Annotated in this window: 19 protein-coding genes and 1 rRNA gene; 14 read left to right on the top strand and 6 right to left on the bottom strand. The window is 72.6% G+C overall.

What is annotated here, in order from left to right; genetic code table 11:
- Positions 1 to 28: 28 nt before the first annotated feature.
- The 9 genes from rrf (at position 29) to AC1Q5D_RS14050 (ending at position 10,785) form a co-directional block, all read left to right on the top strand.
- Positions 29 to 145, top strand: a 5S ribosomal RNA gene (rrf, locus tag AC1Q5D_RS14090).
- A 103-nt stretch (positions 146 to 248) separates the two neighbouring features.
- Complete coding sequence (locus AC1Q5D_RS14085) at positions 249 to 2,660, top strand: phosphoketolase family protein (RefSeq protein WP_481739089.1); 2,412 nt, start codon at positions 249 to 251, stop codon at positions 2,658 to 2,660.
- A 149-nt stretch (positions 2,661 to 2,809) separates the two neighbouring features.
- Entirely contained in the window at positions 2,810 to 4,795 is a 1,986-nt protein-coding gene (locus AC1Q5D_RS14080; RefSeq protein ID WP_481739088.1) for a M13 family metallopeptidase, read from the top strand.
- Between the two features lie 161 nt (positions 4,796 to 4,956).
- Positions 4,957 to 6,471 (top strand): lysine--tRNA ligase, encoded by a 1,515-nt coding sequence (gene lysS, locus AC1Q5D_RS14075; RefSeq protein ID WP_481739087.1) that lies wholly within the window; start codon positions 4,957 to 4,959, stop codon positions 6,469 to 6,471.
- A 5-nt stretch (positions 6,472 to 6,476) separates the two neighbouring features.
- Entirely contained in the window at positions 6,477 to 6,794 is a 318-nt protein-coding gene (locus tag AC1Q5D_RS14070) for a hypothetical protein (protein ID WP_481739086.1), read from the top strand.
- 9 nt (positions 6,795 to 6,803) lie between these two features.
- Positions 6,804 to 7,100 carry a histone-like nucleoid-structuring protein Lsr2 gene (locus AC1Q5D_RS14065; protein WP_481739085.1) on the top strand — a complete coding sequence of 99 codons (297 nt, stop codon included), beginning with the start codon at positions 6,804 to 6,806 and terminating at the stop codon, positions 7,098 to 7,100.
- An 88-nt stretch (positions 7,101 to 7,188) separates the two neighbouring features.
- Positions 7,189 to 9,723 carry an ATP-dependent Clp protease ATP-binding subunit gene (locus AC1Q5D_RS14060; RefSeq protein WP_481739084.1) on the top strand — a complete coding sequence of 845 codons (2,535 nt, stop codon included), beginning with the start codon at positions 7,189 to 7,191 and terminating at the stop codon, positions 9,721 to 9,723.
- Positions 9,724 to 9,837: 114 nt separating this feature from the next.
- Positions 9,838 to 10,350 carry an amino-acid N-acetyltransferase gene (locus AC1Q5D_RS14055; RefSeq protein WP_481739083.1) on the top strand — a complete coding sequence of 171 codons (513 nt, stop codon included), beginning with the start codon at positions 9,838 to 9,840 and terminating at the stop codon, positions 10,348 to 10,350.
- Between the two features lie 213 nt (positions 10,351 to 10,563).
- On the top strand, positions 10,564 to 10,785 hold the full coding sequence (locus AC1Q5D_RS14050; RefSeq protein WP_481739082.1) for an antitoxin: 222 nt from the start codon (positions 10,564 to 10,566) through the stop codon (positions 10,783 to 10,785).
- A gap of 160 nt (positions 10,786 to 10,945) precedes the next feature.
- Here the strand turns inward: AC1Q5D_RS14050 and AC1Q5D_RS14045 are convergent, their stop codons facing one another.
- A complete protein-coding gene (locus tag AC1Q5D_RS14045; RefSeq protein WP_481739093.1) occupies positions 10,946 to 12,007 on the bottom strand; it encodes an HhH-GPD family protein in 1,062 nt (353 codons plus the stop codon).
- Between the two features lie 103 nt (positions 12,008 to 12,110).
- Here AC1Q5D_RS14045 and AC1Q5D_RS14040 point away from each other — a divergent pair, with 103 nt between their 5' ends.
- Entirely contained in the window at positions 12,111 to 12,797 is a 687-nt protein-coding gene (locus tag AC1Q5D_RS14040) for a hypothetical protein (protein ID WP_481739081.1), read from the top strand.
- Between the two features lie 9 nt (positions 12,798 to 12,806).
- Here the strand turns inward: AC1Q5D_RS14040 and disA are convergent, their stop codons facing one another.
- From disA to AC1Q5D_RS14025, 3 genes are read right to left on the bottom strand one after another with little or no spacing between them, the layout of a single operon-like run.
- Complete coding sequence (disA, locus tag AC1Q5D_RS14035; protein WP_481739080.1) at positions 12,807 to 13,883, bottom strand: DNA integrity scanning diadenylate cyclase DisA; 1,077 nt, start codon at positions 13,881 to 13,883, stop codon at positions 12,807 to 12,809.
- 43 nt (positions 13,884 to 13,926) lie between these two features.
- Positions 13,927 to 15,306 (bottom strand): DNA repair protein RadA, encoded by a 1,380-nt coding sequence (radA, locus tag AC1Q5D_RS14030; protein ID WP_481739079.1) that lies wholly within the window; start codon positions 15,304 to 15,306, stop codon positions 13,927 to 13,929.
- 51 nt (positions 15,307 to 15,357) lie between these two features.
- A complete protein-coding gene (locus AC1Q5D_RS14025) occupies positions 15,358 to 16,485 on the bottom strand; it encodes an FUSC family protein (RefSeq protein ID WP_481739078.1) in 1,128 nt (375 codons plus the stop codon).
- 282 nt (positions 16,486 to 16,767) lie between these two features.
- Here AC1Q5D_RS14025 and pstS point away from each other — a divergent pair, with 282 nt between their 5' ends.
- The 4 genes from pstS to pstB all read left to right on the top strand — a co-directional run bounded on the left by pstS (position 16,768) and on the right by pstB (position 20,947).
- Positions 16,768 to 17,877, top strand: coding sequence for a phosphate ABC transporter substrate-binding protein PstS (gene pstS, locus AC1Q5D_RS14020; protein ID WP_481739077.1), 1,110 nt, complete (start codon positions 16,768 to 16,770; stop codon positions 17,875 to 17,877).
- A gap of 138 nt (positions 17,878 to 18,015) precedes the next feature.
- Positions 18,016 to 18,966 (top strand): phosphate ABC transporter permease subunit PstC, encoded by a 951-nt coding sequence (gene pstC / locus AC1Q5D_RS14015; RefSeq protein ID WP_481739076.1) that lies wholly within the window; start codon positions 18,016 to 18,018, stop codon positions 18,964 to 18,966.
- On the top strand, positions 18,966 to 20,135 hold the full coding sequence (gene pstA, locus AC1Q5D_RS14010) for a phosphate ABC transporter permease PstA (RefSeq protein WP_481739075.1): 1,170 nt from the start codon (positions 18,966 to 18,968) through the stop codon (positions 20,133 to 20,135). Before pstC ends, pstA begins: the two co-directional genes overlap by 1 nt.
- A 32-nt stretch (positions 20,136 to 20,167) precedes the next feature.
- A complete protein-coding gene (gene pstB, locus AC1Q5D_RS14005; protein WP_481739074.1) occupies positions 20,168 to 20,947 on the top strand; it encodes a phosphate ABC transporter ATP-binding protein PstB in 780 nt (259 codons plus the stop codon).
- Positions 20,948 to 21,103: 156 nt separating this feature from the next.
- Here the strand turns inward: pstB and AC1Q5D_RS14000 are convergent, their stop codons facing one another.
- Both AC1Q5D_RS14000 and AC1Q5D_RS13995 read right to left on the bottom strand, forming a co-directional pair.
- Positions 21,104 to 22,117, bottom strand: coding sequence for an inorganic phosphate transporter (locus AC1Q5D_RS14000; RefSeq protein WP_481739073.1), 1,014 nt, complete (start codon positions 22,115 to 22,117; stop codon positions 21,104 to 21,106).
- Between the two features lie 8 nt (positions 22,118 to 22,125).
- Positions 22,126 to 22,743, bottom strand: a complete 618-nt coding sequence (locus tag AC1Q5D_RS13995) for a hypothetical protein (RefSeq protein ID WP_481739072.1) — start codon at positions 22,741 to 22,743, stop codon at positions 22,126 to 22,128.
- Positions 22,744 to 22,898: the final 155 nt, after the last annotated feature.

The raw sequence follows: 22,898 nt of genomic DNA, 5'->3' as shown, positions 1-22,898 counted from the left end.
GGTTGCCACGACAGGGCGGTGAAAGGGTTACGGCGGCCATAGCGTGGGGGAAACGCCCGGTCCCATACCGAACCCGGAAGCTAAGACCCACAGCGCCGATGGTACTGCACCCGGGAGGGTGTGGGAGAGTAGGACACCGCCGGACAACCATTACCAGGACCCCCAACCCCCACCAGGGTTGGGGGTCCTGACGCTTAACCACCCGGCACCCTTTCCGGCCGCGGCCGGTCCCACCTAGGGTCTGGGCCATGGACACCGCAGCGACCCCACCGGCCCGCCCCACGGCCGGACCGCTCGACACCGACGCCCTCGAGCGGTGGTGGCGGGCCGCGAACTACCTTTCGGCCGGCCAGATCTACCTGCGCGCCAACCCGCTCCTGCGCGAACCCCTCGCCCCCGAGCACATCAAAAGCCGGCTCCTCGGCCACTGGGGCACCACGCCCGGCCTCAACTTCGTCTACGCCCACCTCAACCGGGCCATCCGCGAGCGCGCCCAGCCGATGCTCCTCGTGACCGGGCCCGGCCACGGCGGCCCCGCCAACGTCGCCAACACGTACCTCGAGGGCACCTACACCGAGACGTACCCCGACATCAGCCGCGACGAGGCCGGCCTGGCCCGGCTCTTCCTGCAGTTCTCCTACCCGGGCGGGATCCCCAGCCACGCGGCGCCCGAGACGCCCGGCTCCATCAACGAGGGCGGCGAGCTCGGCTACTCCCTGGCCCACGCCTACGGCGCGGCCTTCGACAACCCGGACCTCGTCGTCGCCTGCGCCGTCGGCGACGGGGAGGCCGAGACGGGAGCCCTCAACGCGTCCTGGCACTCGACGTCCTTCGTGGACCCCGTCCACGACGGCGCGGTCCTGCCGATCCTGCACCTCAATGGCTACAAGATCGCCAACCCCACCGTGCTGGCGAGGATGCCGCGGGCCCGGCTCCGCAGCTACCTCGAGGGCGTCGGCCAGGAGCCGCACTTCGTCGACATCGAGGACCCCGACGACCACGCCGGCGCCCATGCCGCCTTCGCCCGGGCCCTGGACGCGTGCCTGGACCGGATCGCCGAGATCCAGGCCGACGCCCGCGCCGGAGCCCGGGACCCGGGACGGGCGGCCCCCGCCTGGCCCGCCCTCGTGCTCCGGTCCCCCAAGGGGTGGACCGGGCCCCGCGACGTCCACGGCAAACCCGTCGAGGGCACGTGGCGCTCCCACCAGGTCCCGCTCTCCGGGGTCCGCGACAACCCGGAGCACCTCGGGCAGCTCGAGGAGTGGCTGCGCAGCTACCGGCCGGACGAGCTGTTCGACGCGCGCGGCGCCGTCCGCCCCGCCGTCGTCGAACTCAACCCGCCGCCCGGGCTCCGGCTGGGAGCCACCCCGCACGCCAACGGCGGCCGGCTTCTCGCCGACCTCGCCCTCCCCGACCCCGCCGCCCACCTGGTCGACGTCCCCGCGCCGGGCACCGAGCGCGCCGGGGCCATGGGCCACCTTGGCGGATGGCTGCGTGAGGTCATCGAGCGGAACCCCGACACCTTCCGCCTGTTCGGGCCCGACGAGACCGCGTCCAACCGCCTGCAGGACGCCTACGAGGCGACGGACAAGGTCTGGCAGGGAAGGATCGAGCCCACCGACGAGCACCTGGCCCGGGCCGGGCGGGTCATGGAGGTCCTCAGCGAGCACCTGTGCCAGGGCTGGCTCGAGGGCTACCTCCTGACCGGAAGGCACGGCGTGTTCAACAGCTACGAGGCGTTCGTGCACGTCGTCGACTCCATGTTCAACCAGCACGCCAAGTGGCTCGAGGCCAGCCGCCGCCTCGACTGGCGCGCCCCGGTGGCGAGCCTGAACTACGTGCTCTCCTCGCACGTCTGGCAGCAGGACCACAACGGGTTCTCGCACCAGGACCCCGGCTTCCTCGACCTCGTCGCCAACAAGCGGGCCGAGGTCGTGCGCGTCTACCTCCCCGTCGACGCCAACACGCTCCTGCTCACCATGGACCACGCCCTGCGCTCCCGCGACTACGTCAACGTCGTCGTCGCCGGGAAGGCCCCGGCCCTGCAGTGGCTCGGTCCGGAGGAGGCCGCGGAGCACTGCGCGGCCGGCGTCGGCGTCTGGGACTTCGCGGGCAGCGAGGAGCCGGGGCAGGAGCCCGACGTCGTGCTCGCCTGCGCGGGCGACGTGCCGACCACGGAGACCGTCGCCGCAGCCGCCCTGCTGCGCCGCGACGCCCCGGGCCTGCGCATCCGCGTCGTCAACGTCATCGACCTGATGCGCCTCCAGGACGACCGCACCCACCCGCACGGGTTGTCCCGCGCCCGGTTCGACGAGCTGTTCACCCGCGACAAGCCCATCGTGTTCGCGTTCCACGGCTACCCGTCCCTGGTCCACAGGCTCGCCTACCGGCACACCAACCACGCGAACCTGCACGTGCACGGCTTCATCGAGGAGGGCACCACCACGACGCCCTTCGACATGGCCATGCTCAACCGGATCGACCGGTACCACCTGGCGCTCGACGTCCTGGCCCGCGTCGACGGCCTCGGGGCCCGGCACCCGGACCTGCGCGGACGCTACGAGGCGGCGCTGGACCGCGCCCGCGACCACACCCGGCGCCACGGGGACGACGCGCCGGAGATCTCGGAGTGGACGCTCGGCGCGCCCCTGGGTGAATGAACGACGGCGGCGCCCGCGCGCCGGGCGTTCGCGGTGAGGCGAACCCGCCTCGCCCCCGTGTGGGGCCGGGCCCGCGGGCAGTAGGGTGTGGTGCACAGTGCAGCGCGCGCCACACCCGCCGGCGCCCCCGAGACGAATGCGCAGGAGCCATGACCGCCGAACCCACCGCCCTGTCCTCCGGCCAGACGCCGGACCACCGCGACCACGCCGTCCGCCCGCAGGACGACCTCTACCGGCACGTCAACGGGGCCTGGCTCGCGACCGCCGAGATCCCCGCCGACCAGGGCAGCTACGGCTCGTTCATGGCGCTGCGCGACGAGTCCGAGGCCTCCGTGCGCGCGCTCATCGAGGACGCCCAGAGGGACGCGGCGGAGGGGACCGGGGACGCGCGGAAGCGCCGCATCGCCGCCCTCTACACCAGCTTCATGGACGAGGAGGCGATCGAGGCCAAGGGCATGAACCCCATCCGCGCGGACCTCGCCGACGTCTACGCCGTGGACTCCGTCGAGGGCCTCGTCCGCCTCACCGGGGCACTCCAGCGCCGCGGGGTCTCCGGCTTCTACCAGGCCGGGGCCAGCAGCGACCCCGGCGCCCCCGACCGGAACCTCCTCACGTTCCTGCAGTCCGGCCTCGGCCTGCCCGACGAGTCCTACTACCGCGAGGAGTCCTTCGCGCAGCTGCTCGGCGAGTACCGCGAGCACCTCGGCCGCCTGCTCGCCCTCGCGGAGGTCCCGGACGCGGAGGCCGCGGCGGAGGCCGTCGTCGGCCTCGAGACCGCGCTGGCCGCACACCACTGGGACCGGGTCAAGTGCCGCGACGCCCAGGCCCGCTACAACCTGCTCACCGCGGAGCAGCTGCTCGCGCTCCACCCGTCGATCGCCCTGTGGCTCGAGGGGGCGGGCATCGAAGCGAAGTACTACGCCGAGGTCGACGTCTGGCAGCCCGACTACCTCGAGGGCCTCGAGCGGGTCCTGGCCGCGCAGCCGCTCGACGCCTGGCGCCACTGGCTCGCGGTCCAGGTCGTCCGCTCCAACGCCCCCTACCTCTCCGGGGCCTTCGTCCGCGAGAACTTCTCCTTCTACTCCGCCAAGCTCGCCGGCACGACCGAGCTGCGGGAGCGCTGGAAGCGCGGGGTCGCGTTCACCGAGGGCGCCGTCGGCGAGGACATCGGCCAGCTCTACGTCGAGCGGCACTTCCCGCCGGCCCACAAGGAGCTGATGGACCGGCTGGTCGCCAACCTCATCGAGGCCTACCGCCAGTCGATCGCGGGCCTGGCCTGGATGGGGCAGGAGACCCGCGAGCGGGCGCTGGAGAAGCTGTCCATGTTCCGGCCCAAGATCGGCTACCCGGTCAAGTGGATCGACTACTCGCCGATCGAGGCGGACCCGGCGGACCTGATCGCCAACGTCGCGGCCGCCAACGCGTTCGAGTTCGCGCGGGAGCTGCAGAAGATCGACGACGGCGTCGACCGGGACCTGTGGTTCATGTACCCGCAGACGGTCAACGCCTACTACCACCCGCTGCTGAACGAGATCGCGTTCCCGGCCGCCATCCTGCGCCCCCCGTTCTTCGGCGCGGACCGCGACGCGGCCTCCAACTACGGGGCGATCGGCGCCGTGATCGGGCACGAGATCGGGCACGGGTTCGACGACCAGGGCTCCCAGTTCGACGGGACCGGCCAGCTGCGCAACTGGTGGACGGACGAGGACCGGACCGCGTTCGAGGCCCTCACGGCCCGGCTGGTGGAGCAGTACGACGCGCTGGTCCCGCCCGAGGCTCCGGAGCACCACGTCAACGGCCGGCTCACCCTTGGTGAGAACATCGGCGACCTCGGTGGCCTGGGCATCGCGTACAAGGCGTACCGGCTGGACCTGGCCTCCCGGGGCGTGGAGGAGGACCCCGTCGTCGGCGGGCTCACCGGCGACCAGCGGTTCTTCCACGCGTGGGCCGAGGTCTGGCGCACCCTGACCCGCCCGGAGACCATGGTCACCCGCATCACCACGGACCCGCACTCCCCGGGCGAGTTCCGCTGCAACCAGGTCCCGCGCAACATGGACGCCTTCCACGCGGCGTTCGGCACCAGGCCGGGCGACGGGATGTGGCTGGACCCGGCCGAGCGCGTCGCCATCTGGTAGGGCGGGCAGTCGACGGCGGCCGAAGGCCCGGACGCCGCCGTCGTCCGCTTCCGTCCGCCCCGGGCGCGCGCCCGCCCGGGACGGGCGGCGCCGGGGGGCGGCCCGTGGTCCCCGCCACCGGCAGGCCCGCGCCCGGGCCGCCACCGGTAGAATCGGATACCGTGACTGCCGATTCCCCCACCGCCACGACCACCGACACCAACGACCAGCGCCAGGTCCGCCTGGATAAGCGCGCCGAGCTGCTGGCGTCCGGACGCGAGGCGTACCCGGTCGGCGTCGAGCGCACGCACACCCTGACCGAGGTCCGCGAGCGCTGGGCCCACCTCGAGGCCGGCGAGGAGACCACCGACGAGGTCGGCGTCGTCGGCCGCATCGTCTTCCAGCGCAACACCGGCAAGCTCTGCTTCGCGACGCTGCAGGAGTCCGGCCCGCACGGCGAGGCCGTGCGCCTGCAGGCCATGCTCTCCCTGGCCAACGTCGGCGAGGAGGCGCTCGCCGACTTCAAGCGCCTCGTCGACCTGGGCGACCACGTCCACATCCGGGGCAAGGTCATCTCCTCCCGCCGCGGCGAGCTCTCCGTCATGGCGGACGAGTGGCAGATGGCGTCCAAGGCCATCCGGCCCATGCCGGTCCTGCACGCCGACCTGAACGAGGAGACCCGGGTCCGGCAGCGCTACGCCGACCTGATCGTGCGCGACGAGGCCCGCGAGATGATCTACAAGCGCGACGCCGTCACGCGCGCCGTCCGCGACACCCTCTACGGCCACGGCTACGTCGAGGTCGAGACGCCCATGCTGCAGCTGATCCACGGCGGCGCCTCCGCCCGGCCGTTCCACACGCACCTGAACGCGTTCGACCAGGACATGACCCTGCGCATCGCGACGGAGCTGTACCTCAAGCGCACCGTCGTCGGCGGCATCCCGCGCGTCTTCGAGGTGGGGCGCCTCTTCCGCAACGAGGGCGTCGATTCGACGCACTCCCCGGAATTCACGACGCTCGAGTGCTACGAGGTCTACGCCGACCAGTTCGTCATGGCCGAGCGGATCAAGGAGATCATCCTCAACGCCGCCGACGCCCTCGGCGCCGGGCGCCTGCTCGAGACGGCCAAGGGCACCATCAACCTCGACGGCGAGTGGCGCTGGCTCGGCGTCTACCCCGGGCTCTCGGAGGCCCTCGGCGAGGAGATCACGCCCGAGACCCCCGAGTCCCGCCTGCGGGAGATCGCGGACGGGCGCGGCATTAAGACGGACCCGAAGTGGAACGCCGAGAAGCTCGTCATCGAGCTGTTCGGCGAGATCGTCGAGCCCACCCTGATGGACCCGACGTTCGTCTACGACTACCCGCCGGCCGCCCAGCCGCTGGCCCGCCCGCACCGCTCCAAGCCGGGCGTCATCGAGGCGTGGGACCTGATCATCGGCGGCATGGAGCGCGGCACCGCGTTCTCCGAGCTCATCGACCCGGTCATCCAGCGCGAGCGCCTCACGGAGCAGTCGCGCCTGGCCGCCGGCGGCGACGACGAGGCCATGCAGCTCGACGAGGACTTCCTGCGCGCGCTCGAGTACGGCGCCCCGCCGATGGGCGGCATCGGCCTGGGCATCGACCGGCTGGTCATGCTCTTCACCGACGTGGGCATCCGCGAGACCATCCTGTTCCCGCTGTTGAAGCCGGAGGCCTGAGCCGGGTGGAGTACGTCGAGGTCCTGACGCCCACCATCGTCGTCGCGCTGATCTTCTGGTTCGTCGTGCGCACGCTGTTCCGCGTGGACCGGAACGAGCGGCGCGCCGAGGCGGAGGCCGAGCGGCGCGTCGCCGAGGGCGGCCAGCGCGGGCAGGGGCCCGACGGCGGCGCCGCGGCCGCGGTGCCCGGCGGGGAAGCGCCCGACGGCGGCGCCCCGGCGCGGGACCCCCACGCCGCCGAGCGGGCGGCCGAGGCCGAGAGCCGGGCCGCGGAGGAGAACCGCCGCCGCGGCGGAACCGACGGGCCCGCCCCCACCGCTTAGACTGGCGCCGTGGCACGGAAAGTCGAAATCACCTACGTCGACGACCTCGACGGCACCCCGGCGGCGGAGACCGTGCACTTCGGGCTCGACGGCAACCACTACGAGATCGACCTCTCCGAGGCCAACGCGGCGCGCCTGCGCGAGGCCCTGGCGCCCTACACGGCGGCGGCGCGGCGCTCGAACGCCTACTCCGCGGCGGAGGCCCCGGCGATCCGCGCCTGGGCCGCCGAGCACGGGTTCCACGTCAGCGAACGCGGCCGGCTCAACACGGAGGTCATCGAGGCCTACCGCGCGGCCCACCCCTGAGCCCGGGTTATCCCGACGGCGAACACGCCCCACAAGCGGGGGCGCGGTGCGTAGCATCGTCAGTACGTGCTAGCGAGGAGTGTGCCGCATGTTTGAGAGATTCACCGACCGTGCCCGTCGCGTTGTCGTGCTCGCCCAGGAGGAGGCGCGCATGCTCAACCACAACTACATCGGCACCGAGCACATCCTGCTCGGCCTGATCCACGAGGGGGAAGGCGTCGCCGCCAAGGCCCTCGAATCGCTGAGCATCTCGCTGGGCGCCGTGCGCGAGCAGGTGCAGGAGATCATCGGCCAGGGCCAGCAGGCCCCGTCCGGCCACATCCCCTTCACCCCGCGTGCGAAGAAGGTGCTGGAGCTGTCGCTGCGCGAGGCGCTGCAGCTCGGCCACAACTACATCGGCACGGAGCACATCCTGCTCGGCCTGATCCGCGAGGGCGAGGGCGTCGCCGCCCAGGTCCTCGTGAAGCTCGGCGCCGACCTGAACCGGGTGCGCCAGCAGGTCATCCAGCTGCTGTCCGGCTACCAGGGCGGCAAGGAGACGGCGGGCGCCGGCGTCAGCCAGGGCGGCCAGTCCGAGGGCACCCCGGCCGGCTCGGTCGTGCTGGACCAGTTCGGGCGCAACCTCACCCAGGCCGCCCGCGAGGGCAAGCTCGACCCCGTGATCGGGCGCGAGTTCGAGGCCGAGCGCGTGATGCAGGTGCTCTCCCGCCGCACGAAGAACAACCCCGTGCTCATCGGCGAGCCCGGCGTCGGCAAGACCGCCGTCGTCGAGGGCCTGGCCCAGGCGATCGTCCGCGGCGACGTGCCGGAGACCATCAAGGACAAGCAGCTCTACACCTTGGACCTCGGGTCCCTGGTGGCCGGGTCCCGCTACCGCGGCGACTTCGAGGAGCGCCTGAAGAAGGTCCTCAAGGAGATCCGCACGCGCGGCGACATCATCCTGTTCATCGACGAGATCCACACGCTCGTCGGGGCGGGCGCCGCGGAGGGCGCGATCGACGCCGCCAGCATCCTCAAGCCGATGCTGGCCCGCGGCGAGCTGCAGACCATCGGCGCGACGACGCTCGACGAGTACCGCAAGCACATCGAGAAGGACGCGGCGCTCGAGCGCCGCTTCCAGCCGATCCAGGTCGCCGAGCCGTCCGTGGAGCACACCACGGAGATCCTGCGCGGCCTGCGCGACCGCTACGAGGCCCACCACCGCGTCTCCATCACGGACGGCGCCCTGGCGGCCGCGGCGCAGCTCGCGCACCGCTACATCTCCGACCGCTTCCTGCCGGACAAGGCCATCGACCTGATCGACGAGGCCGGCGCGCGCCTGCGCATCCGCCGGATGACGGCCCCGCCCGCGCTGAAGCAGATGGACGAGCAGATCGCCGACGTGCGCCGCGAGAAGGAGGCCGCGATCGACTCGCAGGACTTCGAGGGCGCCGCCTCGCTGCGCGACAAGGAGCAGAAGCTCCAGGAGGAGCGCGCCGAGAAGGAGAAGGCCTGGCGCAACGGCGACATGGACGAGATCGCCGAGGTCGACGAGGACCTGATCGCCGAGGTCCTCGCGAACTCCACCGGCATCCCGGTCGTGAAGCTCAACGAGGAGGAGTCCACGCGGCTGCTCAACATGGAGGCCGAGCTGCACAAGCGGGTCATCGGCCAGGACGAGGCGATCAAGGCGATCTCCACGGCCATCCGCCGCACCCGCGCCGGCCTGAAGGACCCGAACCGCCCGGGCGGATCGTTCATCTTCGCCGGCCCCACGGGCGTGGGCAAGACCGAGCTGGCCAAGGCCCTCGCGGAGTTCCTCTTCGGCGAGGAGGACGCCCTGATCACCCTGGACATGTCGGAGTACTCGGAGAAGCACACCGTCTCCCGGCTCTTCGGCGCCCCTCCCGGGTACGTCGGCTACGAGGAGGGCGGCCAGCTCACCGAGAAGGTCCGCCGCCGCCCGTTCTCCGTGGTCCTGTTCGACGAGGTGGAGAAGGCCCACGCGGACCTGTTCAACTCGCTGCTGCAGATCCTCGAGGACGGCCGCCTGACCGACTCGCAGGGCCGCGTCGTGGACTTCAAGAACACGGTGATCATCATGACCACCAACCTCGGCACCCGCGACATCTCCAAGGGCGTCATGACGGGCTTCCAGTCCGCCTCGGACACGAAGACCGGCTACGAGCGGATGCAGGCCAAGGTCCAGGAGGAGCTGCGCCAGCACTTCCGCCCGGAGTTCCTGAACCGCGTCGACGACGTCGTCGTCTTCCCGCAGCTGTCCAAGGAGGAGATCGTCCAGATCGTCGACCTCTTCGTGGCCCGGCTGGAGAAGCGCATGGCGGAGAAGGGCATGCACGTGGTCCTCACCCGCAAGGCCAAGGAGCTGCTCGCCGAGCGGGGCTACGACCCGGCCATGGGGGCCCGGCCGCTGCGCCGGACCATCCAGCGGGAGATCGAGGACCAGCTCTCCGAGAAGATCCTCTTCGGCGACCTGGCCACCGGCCAGACCGTCACGGTCGACGTCGAGGGCGAGGACGAGCTGGCGAAGTTCACGTTCGCCGGCCACGCCACGGAGGAGGAACTCGAGGGCGAGACCCCGAAGGGCGCCATCGAGTCGCACGCCGCCCACCGGGCCGGCTGACCGTCCACACGGGCACCGGGGCCGTCCGCGCAGCAGCGCGGGCGGCCCCGCCGTGTGTCCGGGCCGCGGTCCCCGCGCCGTGGCTAGGCGGCGGGCGAGGCATAGGATGACGGGATGGAGCAGCCCTACACCATCCGCCCCGCCCGCACCGGAGACGTCGCCCGGATCCGCGAACTTGTGCGTCCCCTGGCCGACCGGCGGGTGCTCCTGGAGAAGGAGGCCGTGGCCTACTTCGAGTCGCTCCAGGAGTTCCTCGTCGCCGTCGACGGTGACGGCAACGTCGTCGGCTGCGGCGCCCTGCACGTGATGTGGGAGGACCTGGCCGAGGTGCGGACCCTGGCCACCGACGCCGGATGGCGCGGCCGAGGCGTCGGCGCGGCGCTGCTGGCCCGCCTGATGGACAACGCCCGGCAGCTCGGCGTGCGGCGCGTGTTCTGCCTGACGTTCGAGGTCGACTTCTTCAGCCGCCACGGGTTCGAGGTCATGCGCGACCAGACCGCCGTGGACCCGACCGTGTATTCCGAGCTGTTGCGTTCCACCGACGAGGGCGTCGCGGAGTTCCTCGACCTGGCCCGGGTCAAGCCGAACACGCTCGGCAACACGCGCATGATCGCGCTCGTGGACTGACCGGCCGGCCCCGCGCCGGAGGGCCGCCGCGCGCCTTCGTGACGCGTGTTTCGCCTGCGGCGCAATCCCCCGATGTTCACCCTGAAGTGGTTTACGCGGACTGTCGAATGTGCGTACCGTGGCTCCACGGGTCGCCCGCGGCGGCCCACCAGGCGCCCCGATCCCCGGACCGGGCGCCGACCGATAACAACCTCCAACGAAAGAAGGTAGGACATGGGCTTCGGAGACAACCTCGGCGGACTCGGCGACAAGGCCAACGAGTTCAAGGAACAGCACGGGGACCAGATCAACCAGGGCATCGACGACGCGCAGGAGCAGCACGGCGACAAGCTGGGCCAGCACAGCGAGGCCATCGACGGCGCGCAGGAGAACTTCCTGGGCGGCGGCCAGGGTGGCCAGGGCGGCGAGAACCCGGAGGACCAGCAGCAGCAGTAGCCTGCCAGCGCACAGGGAAGGGCCCCGTTCGGCATCCGCCGGGCGGGGCCCTTCTGGCGCCGGCCCGGGCGCGCGGAGGCGCGGCGCGGGGTTCTGCTGGCGGGCACACGGACCGGCGGCGCGGGGCTCCGCTGGCCGGCGCGCCGACCGGGGGCGCGGGTCAGTGGGGGAGCGCCACGCCGGCCGGTGACTCGTGGGCCAGGCCGTCGGCGAGCAGGCCCTCGAGGCACCGCCGCCGCTGGGCGCCCTCGGCGGGCAGCGCGCGCAGGCGGGCCAGGGCCCCCGGCGTCCCCTCGCGGGCCGCCCCCGGCGTCCCCTCGCGGGCCGCCCCCGGCGCGCCGCCGCCGTTCCCGCCGGGCCGGACCCCGGCCTCCCCCTCGGGAACCGCGCCGCCGTCGATCGCCAGCAGCACCTCCCGCGGCACCGGCCCGGGAGCCTCCCGCAGGACCGCCATGATCGCGCCGCGCACCTGCCGGTCCGTGCCCGCCCAGGCCTGCCCCTTCGGCGTGTAGTGCGGTTCCGGGCGCCCGGCGGCCACCCAGGCGCACGCGTCGAGCAGCGGGCACTCGGAGCAGCGCGGGGACCGGGCGGTGCACACGAGGGCGCCGAGTTCCATGGTCCCGGCGTTCCAGGCGTTGGCCAGTGCCCCGCCGTCGTCGTCCGCCGCGGGCATCAGGGCGTCGGCGAGCCGCCACTCGGCCGCGGTCGGGCCGCGTTCGGGCAGGGCGCGTCCCGACACGGCGCGCGCGTGGACGCGGCGGATGTTCGTGTCCACGACGGTCTCGGGGATGCCGAACGCGAAGCTTGCAACGGCCGCGGCCGTGTAGGCGCCGACGCCGGGCAGCGTCAGGAGCAGCGCGGGATCCCCGGGGACTCGGCCGCCGTGCCGCTCGACGATCGCCTGGGCGGCCGCGTGCAGGCGCAGTGCGCGGCGCGGATAGCCGAGCCGGCCCCACGCCCTGACCGCTTCGCCGGCCGGCTCGGCCGCCAAGTCGGCGGGGGAGGGCCACCGCCCCATCCACTCACGCCACACGGGCAGCACCCGCACGACGGGGGTCTGCTGGAGCATGAACTCGCTGACCAGCACGCCCCACGGCGTGCGCTCCGCGTGCCGCCACGGCAGGTCGCGCGCGTTCGCGGCGAACCAGTCCGCGACCCGGCGGTGCAGGACGGCTGCCGGTACCGGTGCGGCGTCGGCCGGGCCGGCGTCACGGGTCTCCAGGGGCACGGTCCTCCTCGGGCGGCGCGGCCCGCGGGGCCGCCATTCGGTGCGGGGCGCGGCGTGGGAACCCGGCCCCGGCGGGTGTCCTGAATAGCCTAGTCCCATGTCCACCCCACGCCCCGGTGCGGGCCGCCCCCGGCGCCCCAGTCCCGCCGTGTACCGCCGTCGGCGCATCGTGGCCGCGACGGTCCTGCTGCTCGTCCTCGCGCTGCTCGTCTGGGGCGCGGTCTCGCTCGCGGGCGCCTTCGCGGGCCCGGGCGACGGCGCCGGGACGGCGGCCCCGCCGTCGTCCTCCGCCGACGCGGGCGCCGCGCCCCCTTCCGGCGGCACCGGATCGCCCTCGTCCTCCGCGGCGTCCCCTTCGGGGTCGTCGTCGGCCTCCGCCTCTGCCGCGGCGCAGGCGCCGCGCTGCGCGGAGGCGGACCTGCGGATCACGGCGAGCACGGACCGGCCGTCGTACGGCGAGGGACAGGAGCCGGTGCTGGAGATGGGCATCGAGAACACGTCGGGTTCCCCGTGCGCGGTCGATGTCGGCACCGGAGCCCAGGAGTTCGTGGTGGTCAGCGGCTCCGACCGGATCTTCTCGTCCAAGGACTGCCTGGCGGACCCGACGACGGTGGACCTGGTCCTGCGGCCCGGCGAGCCGGAGACCGCCCGGTTCACCTGGGAGCGCAACCGCAGCGCGGAGGGGTGCGCCGACGTGCCGGCCGAGCCGCGGCCGGGCACCTACGTGTTCACGGCCCGCCTCGGCGGGGCCGAAAGCGAGCGGGCCACGTTCACGCTCCGGTAGCGCCCCGCGCTACATGAAGCGGTCCATCAGGCTGGTCTCCGCCACGCGGGAGAGCCCCTCGCGGACCGTGCGGGCGCGCTGCTCGCCGATCCCCTCGACCGCCTTCAGGTCCTCGATGTTCGCGGCCATGAGCTCCTGCAGGCCGTCGAAGCGGGACACGAGCCGCTCGGCGACGGCCCGCGGCATCGCCTTGATCCCCGCCAGGAGCCGGTGCCCCTTGGGGTGGACGACCGCCTCGAGGGAGTCCGTGCCCGGCTGGAAGCCCAGGATGGCGGCGATCCGGCCCAGATCGACCATGTCCTCCGGGGACAGGGAGCGCAGCCGCGCGGTGGCCGCATCGACCTCGGACTGCTCGGGGCCCCGCAGCGTGTAGTCCTTGACGATCATGTCCGCACCCGGCCCGAGCCCGGCGACCAGCTCGTCGAGCTGCAGGGCGGGCAGGCGCCCGTCCACGCCGAGCTCGACCACGTACTGGGAGATCTCCTCGGCGATGCGGCGGACCATCTCCTGGCGCTGGAGCACGAGGGCGACGTCGCGGACCGTCACGCTGGCTTCGATCTCCATGGCGGACAGGGCCGCCGTGACCTGGTCCAGGCGCATGCGGTACCGCTCGAGCGTGGCCAGCGCCTGGTTGGCCCGGGCCAGGACGGGCTCCGAGCCCTCGAGCACGTGGCGCACTCCCTGGGCGTAGATCGCGATGATCTGCATCGACTGGGACACCGAGACGACCGGGAAACCGGTCTGGATCGCCACCCGCTCGGCCGTGCGGTGGCGCGTCCCGGACTCGTTGGTCTCGATCGTATGGTCGGGGACCAGCTGCACCGCGGCCTTGACGATCTGGGACGCATCCCGGTCCAGGACGATCGCTCCGTCCATCTTCGCCAGTTCCCGCAACCGGGTCGGGGAGAAGGCGATGCCGATGTCGAAGCCGCCGGAGCAGATCGAGTCGACGACCCGGTCCGTGCCCAGCACGATCAGCGCGCCGGTGCGGCCGCGGAGGATCCGCTCCAGTCCCTCGCGCAGCGGGGTGCCCGGGGCGACGCGGGCCAGGGTGGTCCGCAGCGCCTCCTCGGGGCTCTTGGCCATGGGGTTCCTTCCGCTTCGTGTCGCTCCCCATCGTAGGCGTCCGCTACGTGAACATCGTCTCCAGCGCCTCGCCCAGCGTCGCGACCTCGCGCACCCGGAACCCCTCGGGCACCTCGCCCGGGCCGTTGGGGGACGCCGGGACGAGCGCGTACCGGAAACCGAGCCGTTCCGCCTCCGTGATGCGGCGGTTGATGTCCGGCACGGGACGGACCTCCCCGGCCAGGCCCACCTCACCGAAGGCCACGAACCGGGACGGGAGCGGGCGGTCCAGCTTCGCCCCGGCAATGGCCAGGGCGGTCGCCAGATCCGTGGCCGGTTCCGAGAGCCGGACCCCGCCGACCGTGGCCACATACGAGTCCAGGTTCCCGAGGTCCAGCCCCGCCCGGCTCTGCAGCACCGCCAGGACCATGGCGGTCCGCGCCGAGTCCAGGCCGCTGGTGGCGCGCCGGGGCTGGGACGTGGACGACGCGGCCAGCAGGGACTGGACCTCGGCGACCAGCGGCCGGCGGCCCTCGAGCGTGACCGTGATGCACGTCCCGGACACGGGGTCCTTCGTCCGGGTGACGAACAGCCCGCTCGGGTCCGCCAGGGACTCGATCCCGCCCTCCGTCAGGTCGAAGCAGCCGACCTCGTCGGTGGGTCCGTAGCGGTTCTTCACCGCCCGCAGCAGGCGCAGGCGGGAGTGGCGTTCGCCGTCGAACTGGCAGACGACGTCGACGAGGTGCTCGAGCAGGCGCGGACCGGCGATGGAGCCCTCCTTCGTCACGTGCCCGACCAGCAAAGTCGTCATGTGCCGGCGCTTGGCGGCCCCGATCAGCGACGCGGCGACCTCGCGGACCTGGGTCACGCCCCCTGCGGCGCCGTCGACCTCCGCGGAGGAGAGGGTCTGCACGGAGTCCACGACGAGCAGGTCTGGATCGGTGCGCTCGACCTGGCCCAGGGCGATGCCGAGGTCCGTCTCCGCCGTGAGGAACAGGGTGTCCGCGACGGCCCCGATGCGCTCGGCGCGCAGCTTGACCTGCGCCGCCGACTCCTCGCCCGTGACGTAGAGGACCCGGCGGCCGCCACCGGCCGTGCGGGCGGCCACGTCCAGCAGCAGCGTGGACTTGCCGACGCCGGGCTCCCCGGCGAGCAGGATGACGGCGCCGGGGACGAGCCCGCCGCCGAGCACGCGGTCCAGCTCGCCCACCCCGGTCTCCCGGTAGCCGGCAGGCGTCGAGTCGATCTCGGCGATCGGCCGGGCGGGTTCGGCCACGGTCGCGGCCGCCGTGGTGCGGGCCGCGGCCGGCCCGGTGGCCTCCTCGACCGTCCCCCAGGCCTGGCACTCCCCGCAACGGCCCACCCACTTCGCGGTGCTCCAGCCGCACTCCGAGCAGCGGTACGCGGGCGCGGACTTCGGGCGGGAGGCGGTCTTCTGGGCCATGGCGACCATCGTATCGGCGGCCCCCGACGCGTGGACGCCGCCGTCGCCCGCTCAGAGCCGGGGCAGGTAGGCGACGGCGTCGGGGCGGTCGATCCCGGACGCCTCCATCAGGTCCACCACGAGGGGGCGCAGCAGCAGGACCAGCCCCTCGCCCTGCAGGCCCTCGACGCCCAACTGGGCGGGAGTCAGCGACGCCGCGCACGCGGAGAGCTCGTCCCGGGCCCGGCGCTCGGCCCCGAGCCGGACCGCCTGCTGCGGGTCCGCGGCCGTGCGGGAGAGCGTGTCCACGGCGTCCGCCAGCTCGTCGAGGAACTCGGTGACGGCGGCGACGCCGTGGTCCGTCAGGGCCGCGTTGGTGATCACGGAGGCGAGACGGCGCGCGAAGACGCGCGCGTTCCGGACCGCGAGGTCCGTCTTCTCCGCGACCCGCGAGAGGCGGGCGATTTCGTCGCGCCGCCGCCGGTAGGCGGGCGAGAGCGTCGCGAGCTCGCGCGCGCTCCGCAGGGCCACCGGCAGGGCGTCCATGGTCTTCTGCGTGGCCCGGGCCCGCACGAGCGCGTGCCAGGCGAGGGTGGAGTCGCCGTCGCGCAGCGCCTTCGAGCACTCGCGGAGCACGCCGGCCAGCTCGCCGAGCAGCAGGCGCAGGTCGTTGGACGGCTCCGTCCGGGGATCGCGCGCGGCCAGGGCCGTCACCGCGATCGCGAGCAGGCCGCCGACGACGGCGTCGGCGCTGCGGGTGAAGGGCCCGCCCTCGGGCAGCGGCAGCAGGACCACGAGGAGGGCCTGCAGCCCCATCTGCGTGGTGAAGATGGCCCCGCCGTCGAGGAAGCGCGCCAGCACCAGCGACGTGAACAGGACGACGGCGGCCTGCCACAGGCCGTCCCCGAGCAGGGTCACCAGTAGGTCGCCGACGGCGATGCCGACGGTCACACCGACGGCGACCTCGAGGGTGCGGCGCACGCGCGGGTCGCGGCCGAAGCCGAGCGAGACGATGGCCGCCGTGGCGGCGAACAGGGGCTCCTCGTGCCCGAGGAGGGCCTCCGCGGCCCAGAATGCCGCGACCGCGCAGAACGTCGTCTGGAGCAACTGGAACAGCGAGGAGCGGACGCGCGCCGCGCCGGCCCGGCTGCGGGAGCGCAGGAAACCCACCACCCGGCCCCGGGCCCCGCTGCGACTCATGGGTACAGTGTGGCATGGGCACCGGGTGACCGATCTCTCACGGGCGAGGCCAATACCCCGGATGCACCCGCCAGATCAACGATCGAGGGGGTGGTTTACCGGTTGCGACCGGACCAGTTCACCGTCCGTTCACCTTGCCCGCTCCGGCGCGTTACTTGGCGCGCATACCGTCGACGGCGGAGCGCTTGGGGACTCCACCCGAGCCGCGCCGTGCGCCCGGCGCCGTTGCCGGGCCGCACACTTCTCGCGAGGTCCCCTTTCATCCCACAAAGGAAGACACACATGAAGCTCGTTCGCTTTGGCCAGACGGCCGCCGTCCTGTCCGTGGCCGCCATCGCCCTCACCGCGTGCGGCGAGGCCAACAACCCGGGGGCCGCCAACGGCGGCTCCGCCGACTCCGCGGGCAGCCTGTCCGGCACCCTTTCGGGCGGCGGCGCCTCGTCCCAGGAGGCCGCGATGACGGCTTGGATCAATGGCTTCCGCTCGGTCCAGTCCGGCATGACCGTGCAGTACAACCCGGTCGGCTCGGGCGCGGGCCGCGAGGGCTTCCTTGCCGGCCAGTACACGTTCGCCGGCTCCGACGCCGCCATGGACGAGAAGGAGCTGGAGGCCTCGAAGGAGCAGTGCGGCCCCGAGGGCGCCTTCCACGTGCCCGGCTACATCTCCCCGGTCGCCGTGGCGTTCAACCTGCCCGGCGTCGACGAGGTCAAGATGGACGCCGAGACGATCGCCGCCGTGTTCACCGGCGAGATCAAGAAGTGGAACGACCCGAAGATCGCCGAGCAGAACGAGGGCGTCGAGCTGCCCGACCTGCCGATCACGGTCGTCCACCGCTCCGACTCCTCGGGCACCACCGAGAACTTCACCGACTACCTGACCGCCGCGGCCCCGAAGGCCTGGACGCACGACGTCGTCGAGGACTGGCCGGCCGAGATCGCCGCCGACTCCGCGCAGGGCACCTCCGGCGTCGTCGGCCTGGTCTCCCAGACCGAGGGCGCGATCACGTACGCCGACGCCTCCGCGATCGGCGAGCTGGGCTCCGTGTCCGTCAAGGTCGGCGAGGAGTACGTCCCGTACTCCGCCGAGGCCGCCGCGGCCGCCGTCGAGAAGGCCAAGCCGGTCGAGGGCGGTTCCGAGAACGACATGGCCGTCGAGCTGGACCGCGAGACCACCGAGTCCGGCGTGTACCCGATCGTCCTGGTCTCGTACCACATCTACTGCAACGAGTACGAGGACCAGGAGACCGTGGACATGGTCAAGGCGTTCGGCCAGTATGTCGTCTCCGAGGAGGGCCAGAAGGTCGCCGAGGAGTCCGCCGGCAGCGCCCCGATGTCGCCGAAGCTCCGCGACGAGGCCAAGCAGGCCATCGACGCCATCGCGGTCGCGGGCTAGCCGACCGCTCCAGCCGGCCCGCCCGATCCCCCGGGCGGGCCGGTACACCGCTTCCGCCGGACCCCTCCGGCGGACGGGGCCACCGCCCCGCCCGCGCCTCCGGGCGCACCCCACCCCTCACAACCGTTCGAGGTCACTTTGACTACCACCACCGAGAACCGTCTGGCCGCCGACCCCTCGTCGGCCCGCGGCCGGGCCGGGGACAAGGTCTTTTCGGGAACGGCGCTCGGCGCCGGCATCCTGATCCTCGTCGTCCTCGCCTTCGTCGCGGCCTACCTGGTCAGCGAATCCATCCCCGCCATGACCGCGGGCGAGGGCGAGCTGACCGGCGGCAAGACCAGCTTCTGGGCCTACGTCTGGCCCATGACGGTCGGCACGCTCATCGCGTCGGCCATCGCGCTGCTCCTGGCGACCCCGGTCGCCATCGGCGTCGCGCTGTTCATCTCCCACTACGCGCCCAAGCGGCTCAGCCAGCCCATCGGCTACGTGATCGACCTGCTGGCCGCCATCCCGTCCGTCGTGTACGGGGCGTGGGGCATGACCTTCCTGGGGCCCGCCCTCGTGCCCGCCTACCGCTGGCTCAGCGAGAACGCGGCCTGGATCCCGCTCTTCGCGGGCGGGTACTCGACCACCGGGCGGACGCTGTTCACCGCGTCCGTGGTCCTGTCCGTCATGGTCCTGCCGATCATCACGTCGCTCTGCCGCGAGATCTTCGTCCAGACCCCGAAGCTCCACGAGGAGGCCGCCCTGGCCTTGGGCGCGACCCGGTGGGAGATGGCGAAGATGGCGATCTTCCCGTTCGCCCGGGCCGGCATCGTTTCCGCCGTCATGCTGGGCCTCGGCCGGGCCCTCGGCGAGACCATGGCCGTCACGCTCGTGCTCTCGCCAGGCGTGCTCACCGCGAACCTGATCAACGTCGGCAACCAGACGATCCCCGCCGAGATCGCGCTGAACTTCCCGGAGGCGTTCGGGATGCGCCAGAGCGAGCTCGTCGCGGCCGGCCTCGTGCTGTTCGTGATCACCCTCGCGGTGAACATGGTCGCGCGCTGGATCGTCAGCCGCCACAAGGAATTCTCGGGAGCGAACTGATGACCATGCCCAGCAACGCCCAAGTCGATACCCCCGCCCCGCACGGCTTCGGCCCCGAGGGGCCCGAGGGCGCGCGCCGCAACCGCTCCCGCCTGACCGCCGGTCAGAAGCCCGGCTGGCTGTGGCTGGCCTGCCTCGCGGGCTCCGCCGTCGTCGCCGCCGCCATCCTGGCCGTCCCCGGCTTCACGGTCTCCGGCTGGCTCCTGCTCACCGCGGTGCTCTACATCGCCTCCCTGTACGTGGCCACCCGCGTCCTGGAGAACAAGCGCAAGGCCACCGACGGCCTGTGGACCAACCTGGTCGCGGGCGCGTTCATCATCGCCCTGCTGCCGCTCGTGTCCGTGATCTGGACCGTGCTCGCCAACGGCGTCCCCGGCCTGCTCAACCCCGGCTTCACGGCCTCGGACATGCAGGGCGTCACCGGCGTCGTGGACCAGGCGTCGGCGAGCGAGGACACCAGCCCGCTCGGCGGCGTCAAGCACGCCCTGGTCGGGACGCTGCTGATCACGCTGGCCGCGACCGTGATCTCGGTGCCGATCGGCCTGCTGACCTCCATCTACCTGGTGGAGTACAGCCGGGGCGGCCTGCTGTCCCGGGCCATCACGTTCTTCGTGGACGTCATGACGGGCATCCCCTCCATCGTCGCCGGCCTCTTCGGCGCGGGCCTGCTGCTGCTGATCGTCGGCCCCGGCGACAACGTGATGGGGCTGACCGCGGCGATCGCGCTGTCGGTCCTGATGATCCCGGTCGTCGTCCGCTCCACGGAGGAGATGCTCCGCGTCGTCCCGAACGAGCTGCGCGAGGCCTCCTACGCGCTCGGCGTGCGCAAGTGGCGCACCATCGTCAAGGTGGTCATCCCGACCGCGATCTCCGGCATCGCCTCCGGGGTGACCCTGGCCATCGCCCGCGTGGTCGGCGAGACCGCGCCGATCCTGGTTACCGCCGGCGTCGCCGTCGGCACGAACTGGAACCTGCTCAAGGACTGGATGATGTCCCTGCCGGTCTACATCTACCGGCAGATGATGTTCCCGACCGCGCCGGCCGCGCCCGGCCCCTCCGAGGAGCGCGCCTGGGGCGCGGCCCTCCTGCTGATCATCATCGTCATGCTGCTCAACCTCGCCGCCCGCTTCATCGCCAAGGTCTTCGCGCCGAAGAAGACCGGCCGCTAGCAGCCCCCCCCAAGACTTCCCGAAGGAAAAACATGTCCAAGCGAATCGACGCGATCGACCTCAACGTCTACTACGGCAAGTTCCTGGCCGTCGAGGGCGTCAACATCAACATCGAGCCGAAGTCCGTCACGGCGTTCATCGGCCCCTCCGGCTGCGGCAAGACCACGTTCCTGCGCACGCTGAACCGCATGCACGAGGTCCTCCCCGGGGCCCGCGTGGAGGGCCGGCTCCTGCTGGACGGCGACGACATCTACGGCCCCGGCGTCGACCCGGTGACCGTGCGGACGATGGTCGGCATGGTCTTCCAGCGCCCGAACCCGTTCCCGACGATGTCCATCCGCGACAACGTCCTCGCCGGGCTGAAGCTGAACGCGAAGCGGATGTCGAAGTCCGACGCCGACGCCGTCGTGGAGAAGTCCCTGCGTGGGGCGAACCTGTGGAACGAGGTCAAGGACCGCCTCGACAAGCCCGGCTCCGGCCTGTCCGGCGGGCAGCAGCAGCGCCTCTGCATCGCCCGCACCATCGCCGTGGAGCCCGAGGTGATCCTCATGGACGAGCCCTGCTCCGCCCTGGACCCGATCTCCACGCTGGCCATCGAGGACCTGATCAACGAGATCAAGGACCAGTACACGGTCGTCATCGTCACGCACAACATGCAGCAGGCGGCGCGCGTGTCCGACAAGACGGCGTTCTTCAACATCGCCGGCACGGGCAAGCCAGGCAAACTCGTCGAGTACGCGGAGACGTCGACGATCTTCAACAACCCCGCCGAGAAGGCGACCGAGGACTACGTCTCCGGCCGCTTCGGGTAGGGGACGCACAGGGTTCCCCGCCGAGGGGCGGGGGACGGCCCCGGAGGGGGATCTCCGGGGGATCTTGAGGGGGATCGACGGCGGCGGCCGACCATGCGAACGGGTGGTCGGACCGCCGCCGTTCCGCTGTCCGAACCCTCTTGGGGCCCGCGGCTCCTAGAGGAACGCGCCGCAGGCGAGCATCAGGACGCCGCCGCCCGCGAAGCAGACCGCCGGCGTCGCCACCCAATACCCGGCCACGCCGAGCACCTTGCCCCACATGACCGTCTCGAAGCGCTGGTTCGCGCCGGCCCCGACGATGGCGCCGGTCGCTGCCTGCGTCGTCGACAGCGGCAGGTGCAGGATCAGGGAGCCGACGTAGATGAGCGCGGCGCAGACGCCGTTCGCCACGGACCCGCGCAGCGGGTCGAGCCGGACCAGGCGGTAGCCGATCGTGTGGGCGATGCGCCACCCGCCGAACAGCGCGCCGCCCGCGAGCAGGACACCCGCGGCCAGGCTGGCCCAGAGCGGCACCGTGTCGACCCGGGCCGACTGGGCGACGGCGACGGCCAGCGCGAGCATCGCCGCGCTGCGCTGGCCGTCCTGCAGGCCCAGCCCCAGCGCGACGCTGCAGGACGCGATCGCCTGGGCCGTCCGGCTCGAGCGGTTGGCGGACGACGACGTGGCGTGGCGCATCCGCCAGGTCAGCGGGATGACGAGCGCGTAGGACAGGCCGGCGGAGAGCAGCGGCGTCACGACCAGCGGAAGCAGGATCGCGGTCAGCAGCAGCAGCCACGGGTTCCCCACCCCCTCCAGGCCCAGCACGTGCCCGGCGGCGCCCGCTCCGGCGAGGCCGGCGAGCAGCGAGTGGGTGGAGGACGTCGGGATGCCCCGCCAGTAGCAGACCAGGCACCAGCCGCCCGCGATCAGGGCCGAGCACAGCAGCAGGGCCAGGCCGCCCGCGCCCGTCGGCAGCCGGAGGGCCCCGACCGACAACAGGGCGTCCCCCAGCCCGATGCCCAGCACCGTGCCGACGAGGGCGAACCCGGCCGACGTCAGCACGGCGGCCCGGGGCGCGAGGGCCCGGGTGCGGACCGCGGCCGCCGTCGCGTTGGCGACGTCCCGGAACCCGTTGAGGAAGGTGAACGCACACAGGGCCGCCAGCGTGGCGGCCAGGAGGACTGCTGCCATCGGGGGGGTCAGGACTCCTTGACGAGGACCCGGCCGAGGTGGTCGGCGAAGTCGCGCATGGCCAGACCGGAGGCGAGCAGCTGGTCGGCCACGGAGCGGTGCTTGACCATCGACGAGGTCTTCTGCAGTTCGGTGATCTCGCCCAGCCAGACGCGGTGGGTGCGTTCCACGCGGCGGGTCGCCTGGACCATCTGGAGCCACGTCTCCTCGAGCTCGTCGAGCTGGTCCATCTCGCCCAGGGCCGACTCCGCGAGCTCGGCCTGGCGCCCGAGCAGCTCCAGCTGCTCCGCGGCGCGGGCCGAGAGCCACGTGAGCCTCATCTGCACCACGAGGTCGCCGACGGCGACGAGGCGGCCGGCGGCGGCGTGGAGCAGCCGGGAGAACGCGTAGAGGTCCTCCCGCGGCAAGGGGTTCACGAAGCTGGTGCGCAGGTGCGTCAGGAGCGCATAGTGCAGGTCGGTGGCCTTCGACTCGGCGGCCGCGAGCTGGTCCACGAGTGGCGGACGGTCCTCCGGGGAGACGCCCAGCATTTCCGAGAGCGCGTCGACCTGGCGGCGCACCTGGCCGCAAAGCTCCAAAAGGAGTTCGAGGCCCCGCGTCTCCTGGGGGAAAAGGTTTAGTCTCACTGGCGCACCGTAGGCTCGATGAAGGGAACGGCTTCAGTGTACGCAGGGCGCGCCGGCGCGGGCCGGAGCGGCGGGCGTGAGATGCGCCGTCTGCCGCGGGGGATTAATGGTGCCGGACCGGGAGCGCCTCTCGGCGGAAGGCCGCTCGAAGCGGC

The organism is Arthrobacter paludis (assembly GCF_056782315.1).
Note: the sequence above shows the minus strand (reverse complement) of the source record. Positions and strands in the feature narration are given on the sequence as shown.

Bases quoted from the DNA above. Each gene is read 5' to 3' on its own strand.
- AC1Q5D_RS14085 (WP_481739089.1), top strand. From the start codon at position 249: ATGGACACCGCAGCGACCCCACCGGCCCGCCCCACGGCCGGACCGCTC.
- AC1Q5D_RS14080 (WP_481739088.1), top strand. From the start codon at position 2,810: ATGACCGCCGAACCCACCGCCCTGTCCTCCGGCCAGACGCCGGACCAC.
- AC1Q5D_RS14060 (WP_481739084.1), top strand. From the start codon at position 7,189: ATGTTTGAGAGATTCACCGACCGTGCCCGTCGCGTTGTCGTGCTCGCC.
- AC1Q5D_RS14055 (WP_481739083.1), top strand. From the start codon at position 9,838: ATGGAGCAGCCCTACACCATCCGCCCCGCCCGCACCGGAGACGTCGCC.
- AC1Q5D_RS14050 (WP_481739082.1), top strand. From the start codon at position 10,564: ATGGGCTTCGGAGACAACCTCGGCGGACTCGGCGACAAGGCCAACGAG.
- AC1Q5D_RS14040 (WP_481739081.1), top strand. From the start codon at position 12,111: ATGTCCACCCCACGCCCCGGTGCGGGCCGCCCCCGGCGCCCCAGTCCC.
- disA (WP_481739080.1), bottom strand. From the start codon at position 13,883: ATGGCCAAGAGCCCCGAGGAGGCGCTGCGGACCACCCTGGCCCGCGTC.
- radA (WP_481739079.1), bottom strand. From the start codon at position 15,306: ATGGCCCAGAAGACCGCCTCCCGCCCGAAGTCCGCGCCCGCGTACCGC.
- AC1Q5D_RS14025 (WP_481739078.1), bottom strand. From the start codon at position 16,485: ATGAGTCGCAGCGGGGCCCGGGGCCGGGTGGTGGGTTTCCTGCGCTCC.
- pstS (WP_481739077.1), top strand. From the start codon at position 16,768: ATGAAGCTCGTTCGCTTTGGCCAGACGGCCGCCGTCCTGTCCGTGGCC.
- pstA (WP_481739075.1), top strand. From the start codon at position 18,966: ATGACCATGCCCAGCAACGCCCAAGTCGATACCCCCGCCCCGCACGGC.
- pstB (WP_481739074.1), top strand. From the start codon at position 20,168: ATGTCCAAGCGAATCGACGCGATCGACCTCAACGTCTACTACGGCAAG.
- AC1Q5D_RS14000 (WP_481739073.1), bottom strand. From the start codon at position 22,117: ATGGCAGCAGTCCTCCTGGCCGCCACGCTGGCGGCCCTGTGTGCGTTC.